The organism is Gemella bergeri ATCC 700627 (assembly GCF_000469465.1).
GTDB lineage: Bacteria > Bacillota > Bacilli > Staphylococcales > Gemellaceae > Gemella > Gemella bergeri.
In genome coordinates, this window is the sequence record NZ_KI271876.1 from 13159 (window position 1) to 35830 (window position 22672).

20 protein-coding genes, 2 pseudogenes and 1 riboswitch are annotated in these 22672 nt (G+C 31.4%); of the genes and pseudogenes, 7 read left to right on the forward strand and 15 right to left on the reverse strand.

What is annotated here, in order from left to right:
* Nucleotides 1-13: 13 nt before the first annotated feature.
* From thiE to tenA, 4 genes and pseudogenes are all read right to left on the reverse strand, one after another.
* Nucleotides 14-647 (reverse strand): annotated as a pseudogene (thiE, locus tag HMPREF1983_RS07395) (thiamine phosphate synthase).
* 1 nt (nt 648) lies between these two features.
* Nucleotides 649-1431: pseudogene (gene thiM / locus HMPREF1983_RS07400) on the reverse strand (hydroxyethylthiazole kinase).
* 4 nt (nt 1432-1435) lie between these two features.
* Complete coding sequence (thiD, locus tag HMPREF1983_RS07405) at nt 1436-2230, reverse strand: bifunctional hydroxymethylpyrimidine kinase/phosphomethylpyrimidine kinase (RefSeq protein ID WP_040461340.1); 795 nt, start codon at nt 2228-2230, stop codon at nt 1436-1438.
* Nucleotides 2230-2910: a thiaminase II gene (tenA, locus tag HMPREF1983_RS07410; RefSeq protein ID WP_021753709.1), complete on the reverse strand. Its 681-nt coding sequence runs from the start codon at nt 2908-2910 to the stop codon at nt 2230-2232. Before tenA ends, thiD begins: the two co-directional genes overlap by 1 nt.
* A 102-nt stretch (nt 2911-3012) precedes the next feature.
* Nucleotides 3013-3111, reverse strand: a riboswitch (TPP riboswitch).
* A gap of 279 nt (nt 3112-3390) precedes the next feature.
* Between tenA and HMPREF1983_RS07415 the strand changes: the two genes are divergently transcribed.
* From HMPREF1983_RS07415 to HMPREF1983_RS07445, 7 genes are all read left to right on the forward strand, one after another.
* Nucleotides 3391-5367: an LPXTG-motif protein cell wall anchor domain protein gene (locus tag HMPREF1983_RS07415; protein ID WP_021753710.1), complete on the forward strand. Its 1977-nt coding sequence runs from the start codon at nt 3391-3393 to the stop codon at nt 5365-5367.
* 172 nt (nt 5368-5539) lie between these two features.
* Entirely contained in the window at nt 5540-6859 is a 1320-nt protein-coding gene (locus HMPREF1983_RS07420) for a G5 domain-containing protein (RefSeq protein WP_021753711.1), read from the forward strand.
* 126 nt (nt 6860-6985) lie between these two features.
* Nucleotides 6986-8317, forward strand: a complete 1332-nt coding sequence (locus HMPREF1983_RS07425) for a heme-binding Shp domain-containing protein (protein ID WP_021753712.1) — start codon at nt 6986-6988, stop codon at nt 8315-8317.
* Nucleotides 8318-8331: 14 nt separating this feature from the next.
* Entirely contained in the window at nt 8332-9288 is a 957-nt protein-coding gene (gene isdE, locus HMPREF1983_RS07430) for a heme ABC transporter substrate-binding protein IsdE (RefSeq protein ID WP_021753713.1), read from the forward strand.
* A gap of 117 nt (nt 9289-9405) precedes the next feature.
* Nucleotides 9406-10380, forward strand: coding sequence for a FecCD family ABC transporter permease (locus HMPREF1983_RS07435; RefSeq protein ID WP_021753714.1), 975 nt, complete (start codon nt 9406-9408; stop codon nt 10378-10380).
* On the forward strand, nt 10380-11144 hold the full coding sequence (locus HMPREF1983_RS07440) for an ABC transporter ATP-binding protein (RefSeq protein WP_021753715.1): 765 nt from the start codon (nt 10380-10382) through the stop codon (nt 11142-11144). Before HMPREF1983_RS07435 ends, HMPREF1983_RS07440 begins: the two co-directional genes overlap by 1 nt.
* Before the next feature lie 243 nt (nt 11145-11387).
* Entirely contained in the window at nt 11388-11960 is a 573-nt protein-coding gene (locus HMPREF1983_RS07445) for a TetR/AcrR family transcriptional regulator (RefSeq protein WP_021753716.1), read from the forward strand.
* Between the two features lie 285 nt (nt 11961-12245).
* Here HMPREF1983_RS07445 and HMPREF1983_RS07450 read toward each other — a convergent pair whose 3' ends face one another.
* The 11 genes from HMPREF1983_RS07450 to HMPREF1983_RS07500 all read right to left on the reverse strand — a co-directional run bounded on the left by HMPREF1983_RS07450 (nt 12246) and on the right by HMPREF1983_RS07500 (nt 22607).
* A complete protein-coding gene (locus HMPREF1983_RS07450; RefSeq protein ID WP_021753717.1) occupies nt 12246-12620 on the reverse strand; it encodes a DUF956 family protein in 375 nt (124 codons plus the stop codon).
* Nucleotides 12621-12632: 12 nt separating this feature from the next.
* Nucleotides 12633-13841, reverse strand: a complete 1209-nt coding sequence (locus HMPREF1983_RS07455) for a leucine-rich repeat domain-containing protein (protein ID WP_021753718.1) — start codon at nt 13839-13841, stop codon at nt 12633-12635.
* A gap of 12 nt (nt 13842-13853) precedes the next feature.
* Nucleotides 13854-15389, reverse strand: a complete 1536-nt coding sequence (locus HMPREF1983_RS07460; protein ID WP_021753719.1) for a hypothetical protein — start codon at nt 15387-15389, stop codon at nt 13854-13856.
* A 3-nt stretch (nt 15390-15392) separates the two neighbouring features.
* Nucleotides 15393-16349, reverse strand: coding sequence for a glycosyltransferase family 2 protein (locus tag HMPREF1983_RS07465; RefSeq protein WP_021753720.1), 957 nt, complete (start codon nt 16347-16349; stop codon nt 15393-15395).
* 14 nt (nt 16350-16363) lie between these two features.
* Nucleotides 16364-17395, reverse strand: coding sequence for an L-threonylcarbamoyladenylate synthase (locus HMPREF1983_RS07470; RefSeq protein ID WP_021753721.1), 1032 nt, complete (start codon nt 17393-17395; stop codon nt 16364-16366).
* A 56-nt stretch (nt 17396-17451) separates the two neighbouring features.
* Entirely contained in the window at nt 17452-18240 is a 789-nt protein-coding gene (locus HMPREF1983_RS07475) for an energy-coupling factor transporter transmembrane component T family protein (protein WP_021753722.1), read from the reverse strand.
* Nucleotides 18233-19120, reverse strand: a complete 888-nt coding sequence (locus HMPREF1983_RS07480) for an energy-coupling factor transporter ATPase (protein ID WP_021753723.1) — start codon at nt 19118-19120, stop codon at nt 18233-18235. The genes HMPREF1983_RS07475 and HMPREF1983_RS07480 overlap by 8 nt, the downstream gene beginning before the upstream one ends.
* The gene (locus tag HMPREF1983_RS07485) at nt 19096-19926 is read right to left on the reverse strand and encodes an energy-coupling factor transporter ATPase (RefSeq protein WP_021753724.1); all 831 of its coding nucleotides are present in this window, start codon (nt 19924-19926) and stop codon (nt 19096-19098) included. Before HMPREF1983_RS07485 ends, HMPREF1983_RS07480 begins: the two co-directional genes overlap by 25 nt.
* A 340-nt stretch (nt 19927-20266) precedes the next feature.
* Complete coding sequence (locus HMPREF1983_RS07490; RefSeq protein WP_021753726.1) at nt 20267-20779, reverse strand: GNAT family N-acetyltransferase; 513 nt, start codon at nt 20777-20779, stop codon at nt 20267-20269.
* Nucleotides 20780-21044: 265 nt separating this feature from the next.
* A complete protein-coding gene (gene truA / locus HMPREF1983_RS07495; protein ID WP_021753727.1) occupies nt 21045-21836 on the reverse strand; it encodes a tRNA pseudouridine(38-40) synthase TruA in 792 nt (263 codons plus the stop codon).
* Between the two features lie 75 nt (nt 21837-21911).
* Entirely contained in the window at nt 21912-22607 is a 696-nt protein-coding gene (locus HMPREF1983_RS07500; protein ID WP_021753728.1) for a pentapeptide repeat-containing protein, read from the reverse strand.
* Between the last annotated feature and the right edge of the window lie 65 nt (nt 22608-22672).

The window sequence follows — 22672 nt, forward strand, 5'->3', positions numbered from 1 at the left end:
CTTTGGAGGCTTTTTATAATTGTTTTATCATGGTTTTAACGGTTTCTTCTATATCATTTGCATATGAGATGGCAGAAATAATTGATACACCGTCTATCCCAATATCTCTAATATCTCTAATATGTTCTGTATTAATACCGCCTATTGCAACGATTGGTAAATCTTTTGCCAATTCTTTTATTTCCTTTAAGCCGGTATATCCTATTGCCCTACCTGCATCATCTTTTGATATTGTTGAAAAAACAGGTCCTACTCCAATATAATCAACATAGTCTAGTTTTGAACTTTTATACTCTGCGGTATTTCCTACTGATAACCCGATAATTGCCTTTGGCAGTAATTTTCGAATTTTTTTCTACATCAATATCTCCTTGACCGACATGAACACCATCTGCTTGAAGCTTTATTGCCAAATCAACATCATCATTGATAATAAATGGTACTTTATATTGCTTACATAGGTTTTGAACCGTTCGTGCCATTTGTTCTTTTTTATCACCTTTTAATGCTTCCACGCCTTTTTCACGAAATTGAAACATTGTTATACCACCTTTAAGTGCTGATTCGACAACATCCGGTAGATATTTATTATCACATGTAGTCGTTCCACAAATAAAATATAATTGTAAAACTTGTCTATTAAACATACTATTTCACCCTTTTATAACGCACTATATCTTCGTCCGTTACCGTATATAAAGCGTTAATAAATTCTACTTTATACGTACCCGGTAGGTCTGCACGTGGCATTTTTTCCGCAATTTCTCCGGCAATATTATATGTCAACATAGCATTCTCCAAAGCGGCTAACGGATTATTGCTATCTACTCCGATAAAACCTGCCAATACCGCACCTAAAAGACACCCTGTTCCTATAACCTTAGGCATCATGGCACTACCATTATATATAGTGAGAACTTCGCCATTTACCGCTATCGCATCTACTTCGCCCGTCACTACTATCGGAATATTATATTTTTTGTTCGCCAATAGTGCCAACTCCGCTACATTATCTACCGTTGCACTGTCAACACCTTTTGACTCTATATCCATTCCTACTAAAGCACCGATTTCTCCTGCATTACCACGTATTACAGCTAATTTATGATTACTAATTAAGTCTTCCAGAACCTTTTTTCTATAAGCACTTGCTCCGCAAGCAACCGGATCAAGCACCGCCGGTACTTTATAACGTTCGGCGAGCGTTAACGCATCTTTGTAAAGTTACCAATTTTCATCGGTTAATGTACCGATATTAATAAGTAATCCACTCGCATAACGTAATAAATCTTCCAAATCATCTTTATATTCACTCATTGCCGGTGATGCCCCGAGTGCTACCAACCCGTTCGCTGTGAAATTTTTCACAACGTCATTAGTAATACAAATAACCAATGGAGCTTTTTCTTTTAATAATTTTATACTGCTCATTATTTTATTCTCCTTTGTATGCTAAATGGTTAACAGGTCCATTCCCATGCCCTATTCCCGGTGCTTCGCTTATCGCCGTTGATATAAATCTTTTAGCTGTTGCCACCGCCTCAACCAAATCACGCCCTTTTGCCAACTCCGCTGTAATGACCGCAGAAAATGTACAACCTGTCCCATGTGTATGACGTGTATTTACACGTTCGCTGAAAAATACATGACGTGAACCGTCTTTGGTAAATAAATAATCCGCAGCATTACCTGTAAGATGACCGCCTTTAATAACAACCGACTGACATCCAACTTCCGATATAATAAATTTCCCTGCTTTATTAATATCCGATTCCGTTATTATTTCAAAATTTACTATTTCTTCTGTTTCCGGAATATTCGGTGTAATAACCGTAGCTAAAGGCAAAATTTCTTGTTTTAAATTTCTTCTTGCCTTATCATCTATAAGTTTATCTCCGCTTGTGGCTACCATAACCGGATCAACTACATACAGATGATTTTTCGGTATATATCGTTTTATTAATCTCATCATATCAGCATTAGCTATCATTCCGGTTTTAATAGCGTGTGGTGCTATATCGTTAAATACACTGTTCAACTGTGCTTCTATCGTTTCTAAATTCAGATGTTGAATATATTGAACACCCAAAGTATTTTGGGCAACAACGCTGGTTACCACTGCCATACCATAGACACCACGTGCCTGAAATGTTTTCAAATCCGCCATAATACCCGCTCCCCCTGTAGGGTCTGTGCCGGCTATCGTCAACGCAATATTTAATTTACTCATTATTCTTTCAACTCCCAACATTCTTGTGTATACGCCATATTAAAGAATTTTCTTTCATGTTCGCAACTTTCCAAAAAATTTTTAACAAGCCGTTTTCTATCAGCAATAGACATATGCTCAGCTAAACGATTAATTATTTTATAATACCAATGTAAACAATCTTTTGCCAAATCTCCGGCATAGAACTCAACCCAAAATTTTAATGGGTGATCGTCTGCCAATTTATTTTCTGCCAGAATTTTCTCTGCTATTTTCGCATAAATCCATGGACATGGCGCCATACCACTAAGTGTTTCTGCCATACCGAAAGCATAGGCATTGTAATACATATGTTTTATATAATGATCAGCCGACGGATACCACTCGCCACCTTTAATAATTTCATTATAATCACGTCCTATATAATCGGCTAAGTTTTTATGAGCGGCAATTTCTTCATTTAAAACAAAATTTATTTGACTTAAAAAGAAATTTTTTTCATCTTTGTTATCACTTTTCGCCAGTAATAATGCGTAAATATCGCTAAAATTAGCTAAATACAACGCATCCGCTTTTAAGTAGTGAACCACTGCTTCCTCTGATAAATCAGCATGAATTAACCCTTGAATAAAGCCGTCATAATAAATTTTATCAATAATCGGCAGTGCCTTTTCTTCCATTATATCTGTAATTTGTTTCATCAATATATCCCCTTAGTATTTTATTTGATTATAAACACAACCTAAAAAACTCCCAAACGTAGTGCATGGGAGTTAAAAAGTGTATTAATATTTACATAAAAAGACAAATTTTCATCACATTTCCTACGCTAGCATTATCTAGTTCAGGTCAAAGGGTCTAACATTCGTTATCTCAGCCTAAAGGCACCCCTAGTGCTTATATTTAATTTACCACCCTATCGTAACAGACTTTTTTTAAAATGTCAATCTTAATGCAATCGTTTTATTTATTTTTATATATCACTTAAATTGCTGATAATTATCTTTATTTTTATAATAAAACAAAGATAATATCCTTATATTTTGCTGAAATTATATATTTTTTTAAATAAATTAAGAATGATTATTATTTTCTTCTTTATTTTTTACAGATTTTATAATATAATATTGCTTAGCGATTTTTTTAAAATCGATTACATATAAATAAGGAGATTTATCAATATGAAAAACAACACATTATTAAAAGTTCTTTCTGCTACGGCAATTTTCTCTGCAATAGCAGCCATTGAAGCCTACAGTCAGGACGAACTTGCATACGCTGCGGAAGATAGTGCTATCCACGCTACAACGGGAGTAAACAAACCTAACACCACCCCGAAAGCACAAACTACCGCTGCTACTTCGACTATCTCTAAACAAGATGGTAAAAACTTAAAAAATGATGAAGGTAAAAAAGTTACAGCTGATAGCTACGAGGCTGCTACATATAAAAATCCGAATAAAGACAGAGAGATTGATTCAAAAACTGTAAAAAAAGAATTTCCACTTAATGTTCAAGGGCATCTAAGAAATGCAAACAATAATGATGAACCGTCACTATATGAACCGGCATTAGATAACAATGTTAAAGTCGAAAAAATTGGTAATAAATACAAATATACATTTAGAATTAAACCGGGAATTACCGATGTCGGTGGAGAATTTTATAATTTTGAATTAAGTAAAATCATATATCAGGATAAGGTGCTGGAATTAAAAACATTAAGCGAAAAACAACGTATTAAAGAAGCATCTATTACATCAGATAAATTATTGGATAAAATTCAATTAGACGGTACTTCTAAATATCCGGACGGACGTGATATGTCTCATTTCGTCACATTGCAACTATATTATGAAACTGCTCGTAAATGGGAAGACAGACCTATTGTTGAAAAAGACGGTTCTACTGAACCGATTACTCCAAAACCTACTAAGCCTACTAAACCTGCAAAACCGGAAAAACCTAAAGAAGAACCTACCCCGGCTAAACCTATTGCTAAAGACCACGAAGCTGAAGCCAACAAAGTTCCCAACACTTTCCCGACTACAGTAAAAGGAGAACTTAACGGGAGAGATCGTAACGAATCTTCTATCTACTCTAACGCCTTTATTAAAGACGTAAAAGTTGAAAAAGTTGGAGATAAATATCAATATACTTTCCAAGTAAAAGAAGGAACATCATCTAATATGTTGCTTCGTAACAAACCGTTTACCCTTTCTAAAATTTATTATAAAGGTAAAGAAATAACACTTACCAAAGTAGATTCAGCTACTAAATTATATGAGGGTAAAATTGTTACCGATAGTTTATTGGACAAAATTCAGCTAGATGTTGTCGTTAATGTAAGGGTAAAAGCCGGTGCAAAACCCCGTTATGAAGATAGAACGACGGAAACTACTTTAGCTTTAAACTTCCCTACGGTAGAAAAAGCTGACAGTCCTTATAATAGCGTTCCGGCTAAACTGCTTAATGCCAATACCGATAATCTTTCTATGGGTAATCCGGCTTTAGTTAGCGAAAAAACTCGTGTTGAAAAAATCGGCAATATCTATCACTACTACGTAACATTCAAAGACTTACATGTAGGACCTATTGTAGGTAGTGTGAGCCGTCTTACAGTTAATGGTAAAGAGGCGGAAGTTAAAGACCTTGGCGGTGATGACCATGAAAAACAATATCACTTCACCAGCTCTGAAAAATTAGCTACTGTTCCTATTACTATGGATATTACCGTTGGTGGAAAATTATTCCATGCAAACACTCCGGCACGTCTATCATTCGACTGGTCTAAAGCTACTCCTTTAACTAAGGAGCAAGTTCCTAATGCCAAAGAAGATAATAAACTTCCAAAAGAACAGAAACCTAGCATTAAAGATGAAAACAAACTGCCTAAAGGACAGGATAAACAAGAAAATAATACTAAAGAAGATAATAAAAAAGTTGAACAAGAAACTTCCGATAAAGAAAAAGATAAAAAACAGGATAAAGATTCTCAGTTTAACAACAATAACTTAAATAATCAAAATTCTATCGGTAATAATTCAACTAATAAAAAAGTATTACCTAATACCGGCGTTGCAACCGCTACCGTTACCGGACTTGGTTTCTTAACTCTTCTTTCTGCATTGGTTCTTCGTAGAAAAATTAATAAGTAGTAAATAATTTTATTAGAGTAGTGTAAATTTTACATTACTCTAATATTTTTTAAATTAAAGATACTAAAAGAATTAATAATGATTATCATTTACTACTTTATTTTTTGTTATTTTTATACTATAATAATAGGTAAGTTAAATAAAATATAAAAAATAAAAGGAGATAATAGATATGAAAAAAAATAATCTATTAAAAGTTTTTTCTGCCGCTGTTATTGTATCCACATTATCAGTGACCGAACTTTCTAATGTGCAATTACCTGCAAAAGTAGCAACAGCTGCTGAAAATACACCTAGTTCAGCCGTGTATGATATTCCTGTTAAACTGATGAACTATTATACACCCAATAAGCTTTCTATGGGTAATGCTGCTATGGTAAAAGCCACCGTACAAAAAGTGGGTAATCAATTCAAATATACTGTAATACTAAAAGATATCACATTTTTAGGAATGAGTGACGGAATCAGAAAATTCTGGGTTGAAGGAAAAGAAATACCTCTTAAATCTATAACTTATCCTGATCCTAAGGTTATAAACCCTGTTCAAGTAGAATTTACGAGTCCTGCACTTAAAAGTTCTTTTGATGTAGAAGTATTTGTTAATGCTATGGAACAAATTATGCCGGGAGGCGGTCGTCAAAAAGCAAAACTTACCTTTGATACTTCAAAAGTCCCTTCTTCAATAAATGATCTTATTTCTGAAGAAACAAAAACTGAAGAAATTCCATATAAAACTACAAAAGTAGAAAACCCTAATCTTGAAAAAGGAACCGAAAAAGTTAAAACACCGGGTAAAAAAGGTGTTAAAACTGTTGTTTATACAGTAGTTACTAAAGCTGACGGTACTCAAACCAAAACTGTTAAATCGGAAGCCGTTACGCAACAACCTGTTAATGAAGTAATTGAAGTTGGTACAAAAGTTGTACAACAAAAACAACCACAAAAAAATATGGTAACTTACTTTGATAATGTCACAGTTAAATTGATGCACGCTTATGAACAAGGTAGACCTTCTATGGGTAATCCCGCTTTAGACGGAATCGTTGTATATAAAGATGGTGATACTTATCACTATATTGTTAAATTCAAAGATTTAACTTTCCCATTTGGTGGAAAATCATTTACCGATGGTATCAAACGCTTCTGGGTTAAAGGGGTTGAATATCCTGTAACACGTACCGGAGGTCCTAACAATCAAGTTCAAGTTCACTTTACAAGTAAGGAAAAATTAACAAACGTTCCTGTTGCTGTGTATGTTCAAACTATGGAAAACATTATGCCGGGAGGCGGTAAACAAAACGCTATCCTAGCGATAGATTGGTCAAAAGCAACTGAACGTCAAGGTGAAGCTCCAGTTGGTGGCGGTGAACCGGGAGGAGGTTCTAATAACGGTATACTACCTAGAACCGGTTTAGAAACATCTTCTTCACTATTAGCAGGTGCTATTACATTAATGGGTGCTGTTTTACTTGGTAGAAGAAAACAAAAATAATAATTAAATATAGTTAGTAGCCCCGCTCTTATTTTGGCATGTTACTACTAACTTTAAAAGCGGGAAAATTTATTCCCGCTTTTTATTTTTGAAAAGATATATTTATTTAGAAAGTGAGTAATAATAATGAAAAAAATATTGAAATTTGTTGCAATAACAATTACTACTTTAGCTTTTATTGTAACATCAAGTAGTGTTCAGTTAAATCATAAAGTTCAAGCTGAAGATAAAGTTTATAGTGTTCCGATTGAGTTATGGCATTCTGAAAATACCGGGCGTTTATCAATGGGAAATAAAGCACTGGCTCCTAAGGCTACCGTTAAGGTTCATGATAATAACACCTCAACAATTACGGTTCAATTCGTTCCGATGGATTTTAATAATATGCACGGTCATTTACTGTCATTAAGCATTTATTCTTCACCAATTTTTTCCGGTAAATTAACTCCGGCTTCTGTCGTAAGCACCTATAACGATACTAACCTTGACGGCGGAACCAGTACCTACCCTAGCAATCTAAGTTTTGACTTCGGAACTGCTAAACCCGATAAAGTCGGAGTTAGAGTTTCTGTTGATGCTATGAATAAAATTATGGGTGGCGACGCTTCTCAAAATGCTATTATAAAATTTAACTGGTCAGCTGTAAAACAGGTTTCAGATAATGAAGATAGTAATGCCGATAAAGATAAAAAAGAAGAGAAAAAGGATGAAAATAAAGCACCGGAAGGATTTGTTACTAAAAAATTAGAAGATTATTTTAAAGAAGATCAAAAAACTAAAAACACCGGTGTTTATAACCTTGATATAACAGGTTCTTATCTAAGTCCATTAACCGGAATTACTGCTGACGGCGGAACTAAAAATGCCGCAATCGGCGAAGGTATGGTTCAAGGGGTTATTTCTCCTGTTAATTCCGGCGGAAACTTAAACGATGCACTTAAAAATCAAAAGGCGGGCGGAGAAAAACGTTGGTCTAAAGCCTTATTACAAAGAACTAAAGACGGAAAATTATATGCTACCGTTCGAATTCACTTAATGAACTGGGTACAACGTAGTAAAGAACAAGGACCATTTATTAAAGTATTGCAAAAAGACGGAGAATTTAAACAAGTTACAGCTTCCGAAACAAAAGTTAATATTGAACAATATAAAGACAGCTATGTTGACTATCGTTTCGAAGTACCGAACGAAAACTTCTTAGCAATGGTTCAAATGTACGTAGAACCTATGAACCGTCCGGTTAGATTTTTCGTTGAAGTAAACACCGATACTATTCAAAACGGAAACGATAATCTTGATATGGAAGTAATAAAAGAAAAAAATTACCTACCGTACTATCTTGGAGGTGGAGCTGTTGTTCTTGTAATAATCGCCGGCATCTTCATTGGCATTAAAAAACGTAAAAATAATGTAGTCACCGAAAATCCTACCGAAGAAATCACAAAAGAGAACGAATAAGAGGTTATATAAACATGAAAAAAAAATTATCACTATTATTAACGATTCTTTTAAGTTTTTCACTGATTTTAACTGCTTGTTCTTCTAACAAGAACGGTAACACAACCGGAGATGATCCGAATATTGCTGATAAGGCTTTTAATGAAACTATTGACCTTACGGGAGTTAACAAAGATAAAAAATCCGAAGAAGAAAACGGTAAACGTGTTGTAATGGATTCTGTTGCTCTTTGTCAAGTTGCAGATGTTCTTGATATTAAACTTGCGGGTATTCCTACAACAAGATTAGGTCATATGCCAAAAAGATATGAAAATACCGTTCAAATCGGCTTGCCTATGAATCCGAATATGGAAGTAATTAAATCAATAAATCCGTCAATCGTTTATTCACCTGATAGTTTACAAGATTGGATTAAAGAAGGATTTGAAAAAAATAATATTCCTTACAAATTTGTCGATATTCGTAGTGTCAGCGGTTTATATTCTGTAACAGAAGATTTAGCTAAAGAGTTTGGAAAAACTGAAAAATTTAACCAACTAAAAAAAGAACATGATACATTTTTTGCAGAGTTTAATAAAAAAATAGCCGATAAGAAGAAACCTAAAGTATTAGTTTTAATGGGATTACCCGGCAGTTACATGGCTGCTACCGAAAAATCATATGTGGGTAATTTAGTAAAACTTGCGGGAGGAGAAAATATTATTAAAGGCTCTGAAGAATTTACACAATTAAACTTAGAAACTGCACTTAATGAAAAACCGGATTACATTTTACGTACTGCACATGCTATGCCTGAAACTGTAATGGAAATGTTCAAAAAGGAATTTGAAACAAATAAAAGTTGGTCGCACTTCGATGCGGTTAAAAATAATAAAGTAATTGACCTTGATAATTCTATATTCGGTATGACCGCTACATATGACTATCAAAAAGGTCTTAATAACTTATACCAAGTATTTTATGGAAACTAATGTTACCAATCCGGAAGTAGCATATGCCTCTTCCGGATTTTTCCTAATAATTACTAAATTATATTTATAAATCTTTACAATCAACTTTATTTATTCGCATTTAGAAAGGAGGAAGTTATGTTGCGTAATAAAAAAATAATCTCTTTTATTATTCTTGTCTTGTTATTGCTGGCAACAATATTTGTTTCTGCAAACAGCGGTAGTATTAAGGCGACCGTTTATGAACTTGTTGTTGGAATTTTTAATAATAAATACGCTAATGTTAATGCTATTGTAGACGTACGTTTCCCTCGTATTGTTATTACGATTTTGGTGGGAGCGGCTCTTGGTGTTAGTGGTTTACTGCTTCAAACCGTCTTAAAAAATCCGCTCGTTGATCCAAGTATTATTGGAGTATCCAGCGGGGCTAATTTATTTTTATATCTTGGTATTGGTCTGTTCCCCCAATTATTAATGTTTAAAACAGTTTTTTCTATCATAGGGGGGATAATTGGGTTTATTATTATCTATTACCTTGCGGGTCATACTAAAAATAATGTCAAAATCATTCTTATCGGTATTGCTATCAGTTATTTCTTTACAGGAATATTAAGTAGCATACAATATATTACTCAATCAAGCCCGTCTACATCATCAGCTTCTAAAACCGTCGCTCTTGGAACCAAAAACTGGGAAGATGTGCGACTTCTTTTAATATGGATTCCGGTGTTATTAATTATCAGTTTGTTTTTAGCAAAACTATGTAATATTTTTACACTTGATGACAATATTATCGCTTCACTCGGAATTAACATTAACAATATACGTTTACTTATTTCATTTGTTGCAGTAGCACTTGCATCTGTTGCAACTGCGGTTGCCGGTGTTTTAGTATTTTTAGCACTTATAGTACCGCATATCGCAAAAATTATTATCGGGCGTAATCATCTCTACACAATACCTTTTAGTGCTGTTTTAGGTGCATTTGTATTACTGCTCTTTGATACTTTAGGACGTGTGGTGTTTGCCCCTGTAGAAATTCCTGCGGATCTAATTATGATGATTATTGGTGGCCCTGCATTTATTATTCTTGTTAAAAGGGGTGTTAACTAATGGAACATATTATTGAAATTAATAATTTATCATTCAAATATAATAATGACACCATGATTTTTAATAATCTGTCATTAGCTATTGAAAAAGGAAAAATTACCACCCTACTCGGCAAAAATGGTTGTGGTAAAAGCACTTTAATTAAAATACTGGCAAAAAATCTTCCTTATCACAGTGGCAGTATTCTCTTGGATAACAAAGAATTAAAAAACTATTCTTTAAAACAACTGGCAAGTACGCTTTCCATAGTTTATCAAAAAAATGAAACTCCTAAAGAAATTACGGTCTATAACATGGTCAGCTTTGCTCGACTTCCATATCAGAATATCTTTTTCTACAGAAAAACACCGGAAGATATAGAAAAAATTGATTTTGCATTGGAACAAACTAATCTTACCGATTATAAAGATAAACGTGTTGATGCTTTATCCGGTGGTCAATTACAACGTGTTTATATTGCGATGTGCCTTGCTCAAAGCACCGATATTATAATACTTGACGAGCCGACAACGTTTCTTGATATTAAATATCAAAAATCAATTATGACATTGGTAAGAGAGTTAAATGCACGTTTCGGTATAACTATTATTATGGTGCTTCATGATATTAACCAAGCGTTGACATACAGTGATAATATTATAGCATTGCATAACGGCACGGTAGTGAAACAAGATAAAGCAAGTGAATTTTATGATACAAAACTGCTAAATACCATTTTTGATGCTGATATACAGATTAGAGATAAAACTGTTATTAGCTGGTAATACTAAAAGCCTAGAAAATTTCTAGGTTTTTTTAACGGTTTTTATCTATAAAAATATGTATTTTCTTATATCTAATAATTTTCCAATTCAAAAGTAAAATTATGCTCTCAATAATTTTTTAAAATCACTCTCATTTGTACTCCATTATGTTTTATTGTAAAAAATGTAGTTCTTTAAACTTTACTATGCTGAAAATTACTGCTACAATAAAAATAGTATATACTATTTAAAAAGAGGAATTGTATGAACACGAAAGAGAAAATTTTAATAACTGCACGAGATCTTATTTACGAAAATGGTTACGCCGGAACTTCTGTCAATGATATTTTAGTAGCCGCTAATATCGGTAAGGGACAGTTTTATCATTATTTCGAATCAAAACATGATATAGCTTTAAAAATTATTGAGTTAAATATTTCTGAGTGGGAACAAAAACTTTTTAAACCTATTTTAATGAGCGATAATAATCCTGATAAAATATTTTGCGATATGATTGATTGGTTTTCTAAGGCACAAGAATCGGGAAAACCGATATTTCATGGTTGTCATATAGGGAATCTAATTGTCGAATTTTCTGCTAAAGAAGAATATTTTAGAACTTTATTAAGAGATTTATTACTTACTTTAGCTGATTTAATCGCAAAAAATTTAATGAGATTAAATAACAACCGTTTTGATACTTATGGTGTAGCTTTTAACGAGGCAAAATTTATTATTGCCGTAATCCAAGGAAACACTCTTCTCCTTAAGGCAACACAAGACATAAATGTTTTCAAAGATAATTTGAATTTATTAAAGAATAAATATCTTAAATAAAAAGGATGACAGTCATATAAAACGACTGCCATCGGGTTAACCTTGTAGAATATTCTTATGTTCGATAAAATCAATCATAGAATAAATTAGAAATTATATAAAAGAAAGTATTTGTACCTACTAGTTGGTACAAATACATATTATCATTTTATCACTCTTTTGTCAATATTCTTATATATATTTTTTACAAATATTTCCGTAATGATTAGTAGTATCTGTACGCCCACAACTAACTTGGGCTAATCCTGAAACTATTTTATCCTTTTTCAAAAGGAACAGCCAAAACTACTTTTGGTTATTTTTTTTAAATAATTTTCTCAACGAAATTAAAGGCTTGTTTCTGACTATTTTTTCATTGCCGATAAATTCTCTCATTTCTTTAAGGCATTTTCCGGCATTTTTTACTACAAAATTAAAACTACCATCTTTTTTAGTGTCTATAAAAAATCCTCGAATATATTTATCTTTGAAAAATATTTGTGCTCTTACCCTTTCGATTTGCTCCCAAGGTATTTGGATATAGTCTTCAGGGTTGCGATGATTATAAAATTCTATAGCTTTATCTCCTACCAAAATATCACCATGTTTATTGCCTATTCCACCTGATAAAAAATTAGCCTTGGTATTGTAAACTACTTTGGTATTTATAGACATTGCCATAAAATCACCTCCTTATTTATTTTTTCTCCAATAGCTTCGTATTCCTGTCAGTGTTATTAATACTATTATAAACATAAATATATAATTTTTAATACTGAAATACTTTGATGCTTCCGTTTTTATAACTTCGATTTTTTTATCAATATTATTATTTTTTTTAACAACCTTGTTATGCTCTTCAAATTTTTCCAAGTCGTTATTGCTGATTTTTGTATTTTTTACCGCAACATAATAAATATATTTCAAATCATTTAACGGTTTTATTTCTTCCACCGATGTATTGGAAATATCCAAGCTTGCCAGATTACCTGCGGTAGCTAATGGAGAAATATCTTTTAATCCTAAATTATCATTAAGCATTAGACGATATAAATATTTCTTACCGTACAACGCTCTTATATCTTCAATACTGTTTTTGTATAATAATAACTCTTCCAAATTTTCTAATTTTCTTAGTGGACTTATATCTATTATATTATTTCTATCTAAATATAAAATTCTTATATTAATTAACTCCTCAAGCGGTGTTAAGTCTTTTATCGTATTTTCTGCTGCAATCAAACTTTCCAATTTTTTCGCATTTTTTAAAAATGTTATATTGTCAAAACCAATTCCTGAAATATTTAAACTTCTTATATTGTCCAGTCTTAAATTATTCGGGACGTAATCTTTTAAAGCTCCGTTCATTGAAATGTCCAGCGACTCTATACTTAATTCATTAAGAAAATCTAAATTATTCATTAAATTTTTTCTTAATGATAATTGTTTTAATTTTTTTAACTGTGCCAAACTTTTGGTATCTTTTATTTTATTATTAGTTAAATTCAAATCTTCTATTTCTTTGAGATTTTCGAGTGGTGATAAATCTTCAATAAAATTATTAGATAGGTTTAATGTTTTTAAATTTGTTGCATATTCCAGTCCTTTTAACGAAAAAATATTCATCCACGGTAATGACAAACTTGTAAATTGTTTCATCATCCCTACCGTAATATCTTTTCCTTTATAATTTTTATCAATATGAAATTTATAATATTCTAATAATGATTCTTTTAAATTCAAATCTTCAAAGTCTATTATTTGTCCACTTTCTTCCTTTGAGAAATTCTTTTTACCAAACGGAACGTAAATATCATTGGCAAAAACGATTTCTGTATTAAGCTGTGAAGTCATTAAACTTAAAGTTGCGATTATAAAAACGCTACACATTACTTTTTTCATTTTGTTCCTCTTTTATTTTTTATATGTTAATATTTTATTTTTAACGACAACTAATCCATAAGCTGCTAGGGGTAGAAGAAAAACAAAATATGGAAAAACATATCTGCTCTTCGCTTCCCAAATCATATGAAATAGTGTCCCACCTACAAACGCTATCGGTATAAGTGCATATACTTCCTGTTTACGTCTATATATTACTACCGAAAAAACAAATGTGAATATATAAACAAACACTTGAAATATTTTCATTAAAAGGTTTAAGAAACTATGTGTTTCATTAAAGTAAATCTGTTTAACGAAAAAGTCTTTAACTTTTTCCAGTTGCGTTTCACTGTCAAAATTACGCTGTGGTGCTGTCACCAATAAACTTTGAAACGTCGGTTCTATAAATTGATTTTCATATTTTCTCTTATAAAAATCCAGTGCATAACTAGGATTTTCTTTAAAAACATTTAATCTCTGTTTAATAGAATTTTTTGCGATTTCTTTTATTTTCTCATCGTTATAGTCCTCTTCCGGCATAATATCATAATTAAATTTATTCCACCAACCGGCCTCTCTTTCCCCTTCCTGCATACCCATAGCAATCCAAGTTATTTTATTTACCCCATCAGAAATTTCTCTTTGTGATTTTACCTCGTAATAATTATAAATAACACTTTTACCTGCCATCATTACAAAAAGACATGAAATAATAAATAATGGCATTTTTTTATCTTTTTTCTTAATAAAATATACTACCGCAACACTAAAAATAGCCAGCATATGAATGATATTATTACCTATCAAAATAATCGAAAAATTAAGTGCAAATAAGCTGATTACCAACATATACCATTGTTTTTGCTTTGTGTACTTTATAAAATAATAATAAGCTACAAGTGTTAAAAACATTCCCGGCAATATACCATAAACAAATGCTACATAAAAAATTAAAGGAAAACACAATCCACTAAGAATAACTACAAGATAATTTGTATCTTCATCATCAAATAATATATTAGATATTTTATATAACATCATTATGATAAAACTTATCGAAAAACTTTGCATAATATACAAAATAAATGTCGCCCTTCCAAAAAGACTAAGTATTATTTGGAATACAAAAATAGTCGTTATTTGGTGTGAGTATATATACAAATAATTATTTCCTTTATCGAGTCCACTATAATTACCACGAATAAAGTTATTTGTTTGATCAATAATATTAAACGGATCAAACTGCACGTAATCACGTCGTAAAATTGCAAATAATATACTCATTATAAAAGCATAAATCATTACAATAAGTACCAAACGCTTTACACTAATAATTTTTTTTAGGTATTTTGTACACATTAAGATAACTATACTAAATATTACGAGAAAAATAATATTTAGTATAGTATTGTCCTGTTTATAATATAATGTTTCTTGATAATCTCTTGGAAATGTTGCTGTTTTTGTTAATACTAACAGTGTATTAAATCCCATTAATAAAAAGAATATAATAGCTATTACTTTTATTAAAAAATTAGCAATTTTAGATAGTATTTCCTTACTCATAGATTATTCCTTTGTTTCTTCGTTTAAAAATTTTTCAACAATAAAGCGTGGACGCTCTTTTGTTTCAAGATAAATTTTTCCTACGTATTCGCCGACAATTCCTAGAGAAATCATAATCATTCCTCCGATAAACCACATTGAAATCATTGTACTTGACCATCCCGGACGTGCCGAACCTGCAAAATAGCTGTATAATGTATAGAAAAATACAATCACCGCTATAAAAATCATCAACATTCCACCGACTGTAATAAAACGAATTAATTTTACAGACAATGATGTAATTCCTTCAAAAGCGAATGCAAGCATTTTTGACAACGGATATTTACTTTCCCCTGCAAAACGCTCTGCACGTTCATAAGTAACAACATCTGTTGGATACCCAATCATAGGAACGATACCGCGTAAAAATAAATTAACTTCTTTAAATTCTGCCAAACCTTCCAAAGCACGTTTACTCATTAAACGATAATCAGCATGGTTAAACACCGTATTAGCTCCTAATTTTTCCATTATACGGTAAAAGGCTTCTGCTGTAAAACGTTTAAAAAATGTATCAGTTGTTCGAGCTGAACGTACTCCGTAAACAATATCACAACCGTCATAATATTTTTTTATCATCTTATCCATTGCATCAATATCATCTTGAAGATCCGCATCCATTGAAATACTCACATCACAATAATCTTTTACCGTCATAAGTCCGGCTAAAAGTGCATTTTGATGCCCACGATTACGGCTTAAATTTATTCCGCTGAACAATGGGTTATTTTTGTGTAATTTTTCTATCATTTCCCATGTTTTATCTTTTGAACCGTCATTCACCAAGACAACTCGACTATCTTCGGCAATCAAGTTTTCTTCTATCATAGTGTTCATTTTTACTTCTAAACGTTTTGCCGTTTCGTTTAATACCTCTTCTTCATTATAACAAGGTATTACCACATATAGTTTTTTCATTACTAATCTCCTAATTACTTTTTACTAATCGCTTTATTAAGTCTATTAAGCAAAGCTACGTTTTCTTTAGTTTCTTTTATAGGTAGCATATATATTTCATCTACCTTCTCATTATCAAACTCTCTTAGAATATTATATAAATTTTTATTCGATTGTTCAATATTTTTTTCGTTGTTCGCAAGAAATTTTACTACTACCGGTAAGTGCTCTACTTTTTTTTCATTATTACTATAAGTTATTAACCCTGTTTTTTTATTTTTTGTTTTTAAATATTCTATTAATTTATCTAAAGTATCATGATAAACTATAAGTTCCGCTTCCGGCGAATAGTGTCGGTACTTCATTCCCGGTGCTATTGGGATTTTAGTTTCAGTCATTATTTCGTCATTATATTTTACACTACCAATACCTAATACAGCTTCAATATTTTCTTTTGTTATCTCTCCGGGTCTTGCTATAACGAGCGGTGTCCGTGTGCAATCAATCACCGTACTTTCTAACCCAAATTCCGCTTGTTCATCTTCGATTATTACCTCTATTTTCCCGTTCAAATCATGGTAAACGTGCGAAAAACGTGTCGGTGACGGTTTCCCGCTGGTGTTAGCACTCGGTGCTGCAAGTAATATGCGCGTTTCTTTTAAAATATTTCGTGCTGTTTTATTCGACGGCATTCTTACCGCTAACGTTTCTAACCCTGCACTAGCTTTTTTTGATATATTGTTATTAACTTTTGCATTTAAAATAAGGGTCATCGGACCGGGCCAAAAATACTCTGCTAATTTTTTTACACGTTCATCTGAATAATCAACAATATTATCCAACTGGCTAATTTCATAAAAATGAATAATAAGCGGATTGTCACTCGGTCTACCCTTAGCAGTATAAATTTTCCCAACCGCTTCATCTTTAGTTGCATCGGCACTTAACCCGTAGACCGTTTCTGTCGGAATAGCAACTAATTTATTTTCATTATAATATTGTTTTAATTTTTTATAAATACTCTCTTTATCAGTGCTTGTATTTATATTAATTATTTCCGTTTCCATATATTCTCCTTACATTGTTAGGTGAAATTCGGGCTAATTATTTTAATAAACAAAAGTCATAATATCACTATAAATATTGTAATAGCTATAATTAATACATAGCTTAAATAATCATATTTTTGATAATGTAATACCTTGTATCGTGTTCTTTTAGCTGTTGTATTATATCCCCGCACTTCCATTGCCGTCGCCAGTTCATCAGCCCTTTTAAGAGTGGCTATAAACAACGGGATAAGTATAGGAATAAATTTTTTTGTTTTTTGGAGTATGTTCCCCTCATTAAAATCTGAGCCTCGTGATACTTGAGCATTAATTATTCTATTAGCTTCTTCCAAAATCGTTGGAATAAAACGCAGTGAAATAGATAAAACCAAAGCAAAAGTCGAAATAGGTATACCAATTTTATTCAAAAATCCAAGACTTTTTTCTATTGCGTGGGTAATTTCCGTCGGTGAAGTTGTCATCATAAAGACTATCATAATCATTACTACCAATGAAAAACGACAGGTAATAAGTATTATGCCGTACAATGCACCGCCGTATAATACAAAACCGTGATAGTCAATTAACCTTTCCCCCGTTCTATTAAACACCAAGTGTATTAATGATGTAAAAAATATTAATACACTAACCGATTTAATACTGAATATTAATTGTTTTAATGTTGTTTTAGATAAGTATACGCTTATTATCAATATTATAAATAATATCAAAAATTCTATAATATCAGTTGCTATAAATACATCAACTAAATACACGGTTACAAAAAACAGTTTTAGTCGTGGATCTAAATTATGAATAACTGTTCCTAGCGGTATATATTTACTAATTAATGAATTATTCATCTTTAGCCCTTTCCAGTAATAATTTTATGCCCATTGTTAAATCGGAATATTTTCTCGGAAATAACCCTATGTCTATTCCCTGATTTTTTAATTTATTATACATTTTTAATACTTCCGGCAATTCCAGTGCGTTTTCCGTTAATATCGTTTTATTGGTAAAAAGTTCTTCCGCACTTCCGCTAAACACTACTCCACCTTTTTTCATTACAAATACCTTATCGGCATACTCAAGCACATATTCCATATTATGCGTTACTAGGACAATTGTCATATTTAACTGTTCTTTTAATTTACTTATAAGTCTCATAATCTCTGTTCTGCTTTTATAATCAAGTGCCACCGTCAGTTCATCAAGTATCAGTGTTTTAGGTTTAAGTGCCAAAACGCCGCAAAGAGCAATTTTTCTCATCTCTCCGCCGGATAGCTCAAATGGTGATTTATCCAAATACTCTTCACTAAGTCCTACCAAATTAATTAATCTTTTTGCACGATTTATCGCTGTCCGTTCGTCAACACCATAGTTTAACGGAGCAAAAATAATATCTTTTAACACAGTTGTTTCAAATAGCTGTTGTTCGGAAAATTGGAAAAGTACAGCTACTTGTTCTCTAAGATTACGCAATGTTTTTGCCAGTTCTTTACGTTCTTTTTTATTTTTAGCTTGTCTTAATACTGTCGTACCGACCGTAACCTCTCCTGTGCTTGGTACTAATAAACCGTTTATATGTTCTATTAGCGTCGATTTTCCACTGCCCGTCTTACCTACAATAACAGTATAACTACCGTCTTGTATATCTATATTGATATTTTTTAGTACCTTTCTTTCATAAGGGGTTTTTTCATTATAATTATAATCTACATTTTTAAAACTAATTTGCATAACTTATCTACCACGCTCTTTTCACCGTCTGTTACTGTAAATATATCGCTATTTGTATATTCATTCAGGTCTCGTTTAAATTTCTCAAAAAAGGGTACTTCTAAATGATAATTTTCCAATATTTGGGCATTATTATATAAATTATTATAATCACCTTTATATACTATTTCACCTTTTTTTAAAATAATTATATTATCAGAATAGATGCTTTCTTCCGCATCATGCGTTATCGAAATAATCGTCAATTTTTGCTCTTTGTTAATTTTTTTTATATACTTTAATATATAACTTCTTGCCCCCGGATCAAGCATACTTGTCGCCTCATCCAATATTAATAATTGCGGTTTAAGTGCCAGAGCAGATGCCAACGCAACACGCTGTTTTTGTCCGCCGGATAATGCTGTCGGTTCGGATTTTCGATATTCTTTCATATCAACAATCTCCAAAACTTCGTCAATAATCATATCCATTTTTTCACGAGGAATATTATTATTCTCAAGTCCAAAGGCTATATCTTCTTCAACGGTGCTACCTACAAATTGATTATCAGGATTTTGAAATACAACCGCTATTTTACTATGAATGTCATTTAGGATTTCTTTTGAATATTTTTTATCATTTAGAAAAATATTACCGCTACTTGCAACATTCTGCCCATAAATTAATTTCATTAATGTTGATTTACCACTACCATTTTCTCCAAGGACGGTTAACCAACTGCCCTTTTCTATCTCAAAAGTAATATTTTTCAATACTTTTTTTTTAGTGTTATTGTATATAAAACTTACATTATCAAATTTTATCATTTTTATGTCCTTGCCTTAACAATATCATTTTATTATACCAAATTTCTTTATATTTCTCAAACTTTAGTACCGGTTACAAAATTAAAATTCTGTAAAAAACAAAATATCCGGTATTTTTAATTTCTTTAAAAATAGTAAATTTATTTTTTAATGACATAACAAGTTCTGATTTATTTTTTCCAATATCAATATAATATTTTAGAATTTTTCTCAAATATCCCCTCTCACTCAATTTTTTCGATAAAAAAGAATTAAGAAAAACCTTTTACACCAAAACAGTGATTAAATGTTCTCCCTAATTCTATTACTCCTAATACCCCAAACCAATTTTTATCTTATTTTAAATTTCTTTAAGGAAAAAATAATCCATGGTACTATGTAAAATTACTTCCGGTTTTTCTATCTGTTTAAAACCTAATAATTCATATAATTTTATTGCCGGAACTAAAGATGAATATGTTTCCAAATAAAGTCGCTTATATCCTACTAATTTCGCATAATCTTCTGCGACTTTCATAAGATGTTTCCCAAGTCCCCTCCCTTTTGATTTAGAAGTTAAATATAATTTTTGAATTTCTGCACAGTCTTTAAAACCGAAAAATTCGGCAATTCCTACTCCACCCAGTATTTCATTATTATCATCCATTATAATAAAATACGCTCTTCTGTATGAATTAATATTATAATATCTACTTAAATGATTTAACTCCGGATCAAAATATGCCGTTCCCGGAATATCCAACTTTTCTTTTTCTAAGCTCGTTTTGATAATTTTTGCTATTTTCTCGTCATCATCAGCTGTAATAAATCTAACATTATTTTTAATCAAAAAATCTTTTATTTTATTATCCATACTATATACTCCTTATACTCCTTTTCTAAATTCATTAATAGTTAATACATTAATAAATTTATTCATAAAAACTGCTTCTTTTTATCTTACCGGTAGCCACCATAAGAGCTAAAAACCCTGATAGAATCTACTTATTAGTAGCCAGATGTAACTGTTCAATGATTTGAAAGTATATTTTAAAGAACTTTTCCTAAATCTAACAACCCTAACAGAAAACTACCTGAAAAAATCTACTTTTATGAAATTACAATTTTTAAGTAACTCCTTATTTATAATATTTTAAAGCATTTTTTATAAATCTATTAACAACTTCATTATTGTATTCTACACATTTTAAATATAAACCTTGTGCGTCAGCACGTGCTCCGGCAAATTGCCTATCCTGTTTTTTAAATATTTCTTCAATATACTCAGCTTCATATTTTCCATTTGCAACATTTATTACAGTCCCAACAATAATCCTTACCATATTGTATAAAAAACCATTACCGGTAATTTCAAAATTAATTATATTATCATTCAAACTGTCACGTTCTATAGAAAAATCATAAACTGTTCGTATCTTGTCTTCGACACTGCTGTTTTTTGAACAAAATGAGGTAAAATCATGTTCTCCTAAAAAATATTGTATTGTACTCTGTGCTTTTTCTAAATCAAAATTAAAAGGTTGATGTCCTACATAATTAATTAACAGAGGATCCACTTCTTTCCCGATATATAATTTATAAAGATATGTTTTTTTTACACTATCATATCTCACATGAAAATCATTATCCGCTAGCATCGCAGATACAATACGAATATCTTTAGGTAAATTGGCATTTATTGCTCTTTTCCATGCTTCGCTCGAAATATTCAGATCACTATCGAAATGCAACACTTGACCGTAGGCATGCACCTTACTATCGGTACGCCCACTCATATAAATACGCACATCTTTTTTGTGTATTTTTTTTAAACTCTGTTCTATTTCTGCTTGAACGGTATTATTATTCGGTTGAATTTGAAAACCGTGGTAGCCGCTCCCATCATATCTACAAAGTAAAACTACCCTCACATTATTCCTCCTTAGTAATTTTTCCTATATCCAACTATAAAATTTTTATGGATAATAAATTATTCCATTTATATCTTAATACGCTTTTGCCTCTTCTTCACTCATCCAAAAATGAATACCACCTGTTGAATCATACCAACGATCTTCATTAAAATTTTTAGCAAAAACCCATTCCCCTAACCTATAACAAAAGTCATTATCAACGGTCGACCACGCTTCATCGTAATGCTTCGTTCCGTCAAAACTTTTTATTTCTAAAACCTTAGCTTTGTCGCATCTACAACAATTCATCGTTGATGATACTCTTTTAGCATCGCCGGGTATTAATAACTTTACTATTAAATTATTAATACATTTTTTATAAGCGATAAATGCCCCCTCTTCAGGACAATGTAATGTAAAGTTTTTAGTCATATTATCAAATTTTATATCTTTTAAATTGGCATTTTCTAAAATCGCACCATATAGATTTGCTCCGCTAATATTCGCTCTTTCTAAATTTGCCCGACGAAGTGAAGCTGTCTGTAGGTTAGAATTTTTAAAATTAGCATTTTTTAATGAACAATCATCTAACAAACAATTTTTCAAACTACTGTTTGTAAAATTAACATTATCTAAACAAACATTAATAAAATTAGAATTTGAAAAGTCAATATTGCTTAAATCATAGTTACTTAAATCACAATTTTTCAATATAATATCCGACAAATTCAATCTATCAGTTCTATTGTTCAGCATGTTTTTTAACTTATCAAAGCTAACTGTTTTCATATCATCACCTCACATACTATTATACAATAAAAGTAAACAGCTGCAAAAATAAATTTTACAATTTA

What these genes read in the sequence shown, in the direction of transcription:
- thiD (WP_040461340.1), bottom strand. Translation starts at nt 2,230, where the DNA reads ATGAGTAAATTAAATATTGCGTTGACGATAGCCGGCACAGACCCTACA.
- tenA (WP_021753709.1), bottom strand. Translation starts at nt 2,910, where the DNA reads ATGAAACAAATTACAGATATAATGGAAGAAAAGGCACTGCCGATTATT.
- HMPREF1983_RS07415 (WP_021753710.1), top strand. Translation starts at nt 3,391, where the DNA reads ATGAAAAACAACACATTATTAAAAGTTCTTTCTGCTACGGCAATTTTC.
- HMPREF1983_RS07420 (WP_021753711.1), top strand. Translation starts at nt 5,540, where the DNA reads ATGAAAAAAAATAATCTATTAAAAGTTTTTTCTGCCGCTGTTATTGTA.
- HMPREF1983_RS07425 (WP_021753712.1), top strand. Translation starts at nt 6,986, where the DNA reads ATGAAAAAAATATTGAAATTTGTTGCAATAACAATTACTACTTTAGCT.
- isdE (WP_021753713.1), top strand. Translation starts at nt 8,332, where the DNA reads ATGAAAAAAAAATTATCACTATTATTAACGATTCTTTTAAGTTTTTCA.
- HMPREF1983_RS07435 (WP_021753714.1), top strand. Translation starts at nt 9,406, where the DNA reads ATGTTGCGTAATAAAAAAATAATCTCTTTTATTATTCTTGTCTTGTTA.
- HMPREF1983_RS07440 (WP_021753715.1), top strand. Translation starts at nt 10,380, where the DNA reads ATGGAACATATTATTGAAATTAATAATTTATCATTCAAATATAATAAT.
- HMPREF1983_RS07445 (WP_021753716.1), top strand. Translation starts at nt 11,388, where the DNA reads ATGAACACGAAAGAGAAAATTTTAATAACTGCACGAGATCTTATTTAC.
- HMPREF1983_RS07450 (WP_021753717.1), bottom strand. Translation starts at nt 12,620, where the DNA reads ATGGCAATGTCTATAAATACCAAAGTAGTTTACAATACCAAGGCTAAT.
- HMPREF1983_RS07455 (WP_021753718.1), bottom strand. Translation starts at nt 13,841, where the DNA reads ATGAAAAAAGTAATGTGTAGCGTTTTTATAATCGCAACTTTAAGTTTA.
- HMPREF1983_RS07460 (WP_021753719.1), bottom strand. Translation starts at nt 15,389, where the DNA reads ATGAGTAAGGAAATACTATCTAAAATTGCTAATTTTTTAATAAAAGTA.
- HMPREF1983_RS07465 (WP_021753720.1), bottom strand. Translation starts at nt 16,349, where the DNA reads ATGAAAAAACTATATGTGGTAATACCTTGTTATAATGAAGAAGAGGTA.
- HMPREF1983_RS07470 (WP_021753721.1), bottom strand. Translation starts at nt 17,395, where the DNA reads ATGGAAACGGAAATAATTAATATAAATACAAGCACTGATAAAGAGAGT.
- HMPREF1983_RS07475 (WP_021753722.1), bottom strand. Translation starts at nt 18,240, where the DNA reads ATGAATAATTCATTAATTAGTAAATATATACCGCTAGGAACAGTTATT.
- HMPREF1983_RS07480 (WP_021753723.1), bottom strand. Translation starts at nt 19,120, where the DNA reads ATGCAAATTAGTTTTAAAAATGTAGATTATAATTATAATGAAAAAACC.
- HMPREF1983_RS07485 (WP_021753724.1), bottom strand. Translation starts at nt 19,926, where the DNA reads ATGATAAAATTTGATAATGTAAGTTTTATATACAATAACACTAAAAAA.
- HMPREF1983_RS07490 (WP_021753726.1), bottom strand. Translation starts at nt 20,779, where the DNA reads ATGGATAATAAAATAAAAGATTTTTTGATTAAAAATAATGTTAGATTT.
- HMPREF1983_RS07500 (WP_021753728.1), bottom strand. Translation starts at nt 22,607, where the DNA reads ATGAAAACAGTTAGCTTTGATAAGTTAAAAAACATGCTGAACAATAGA.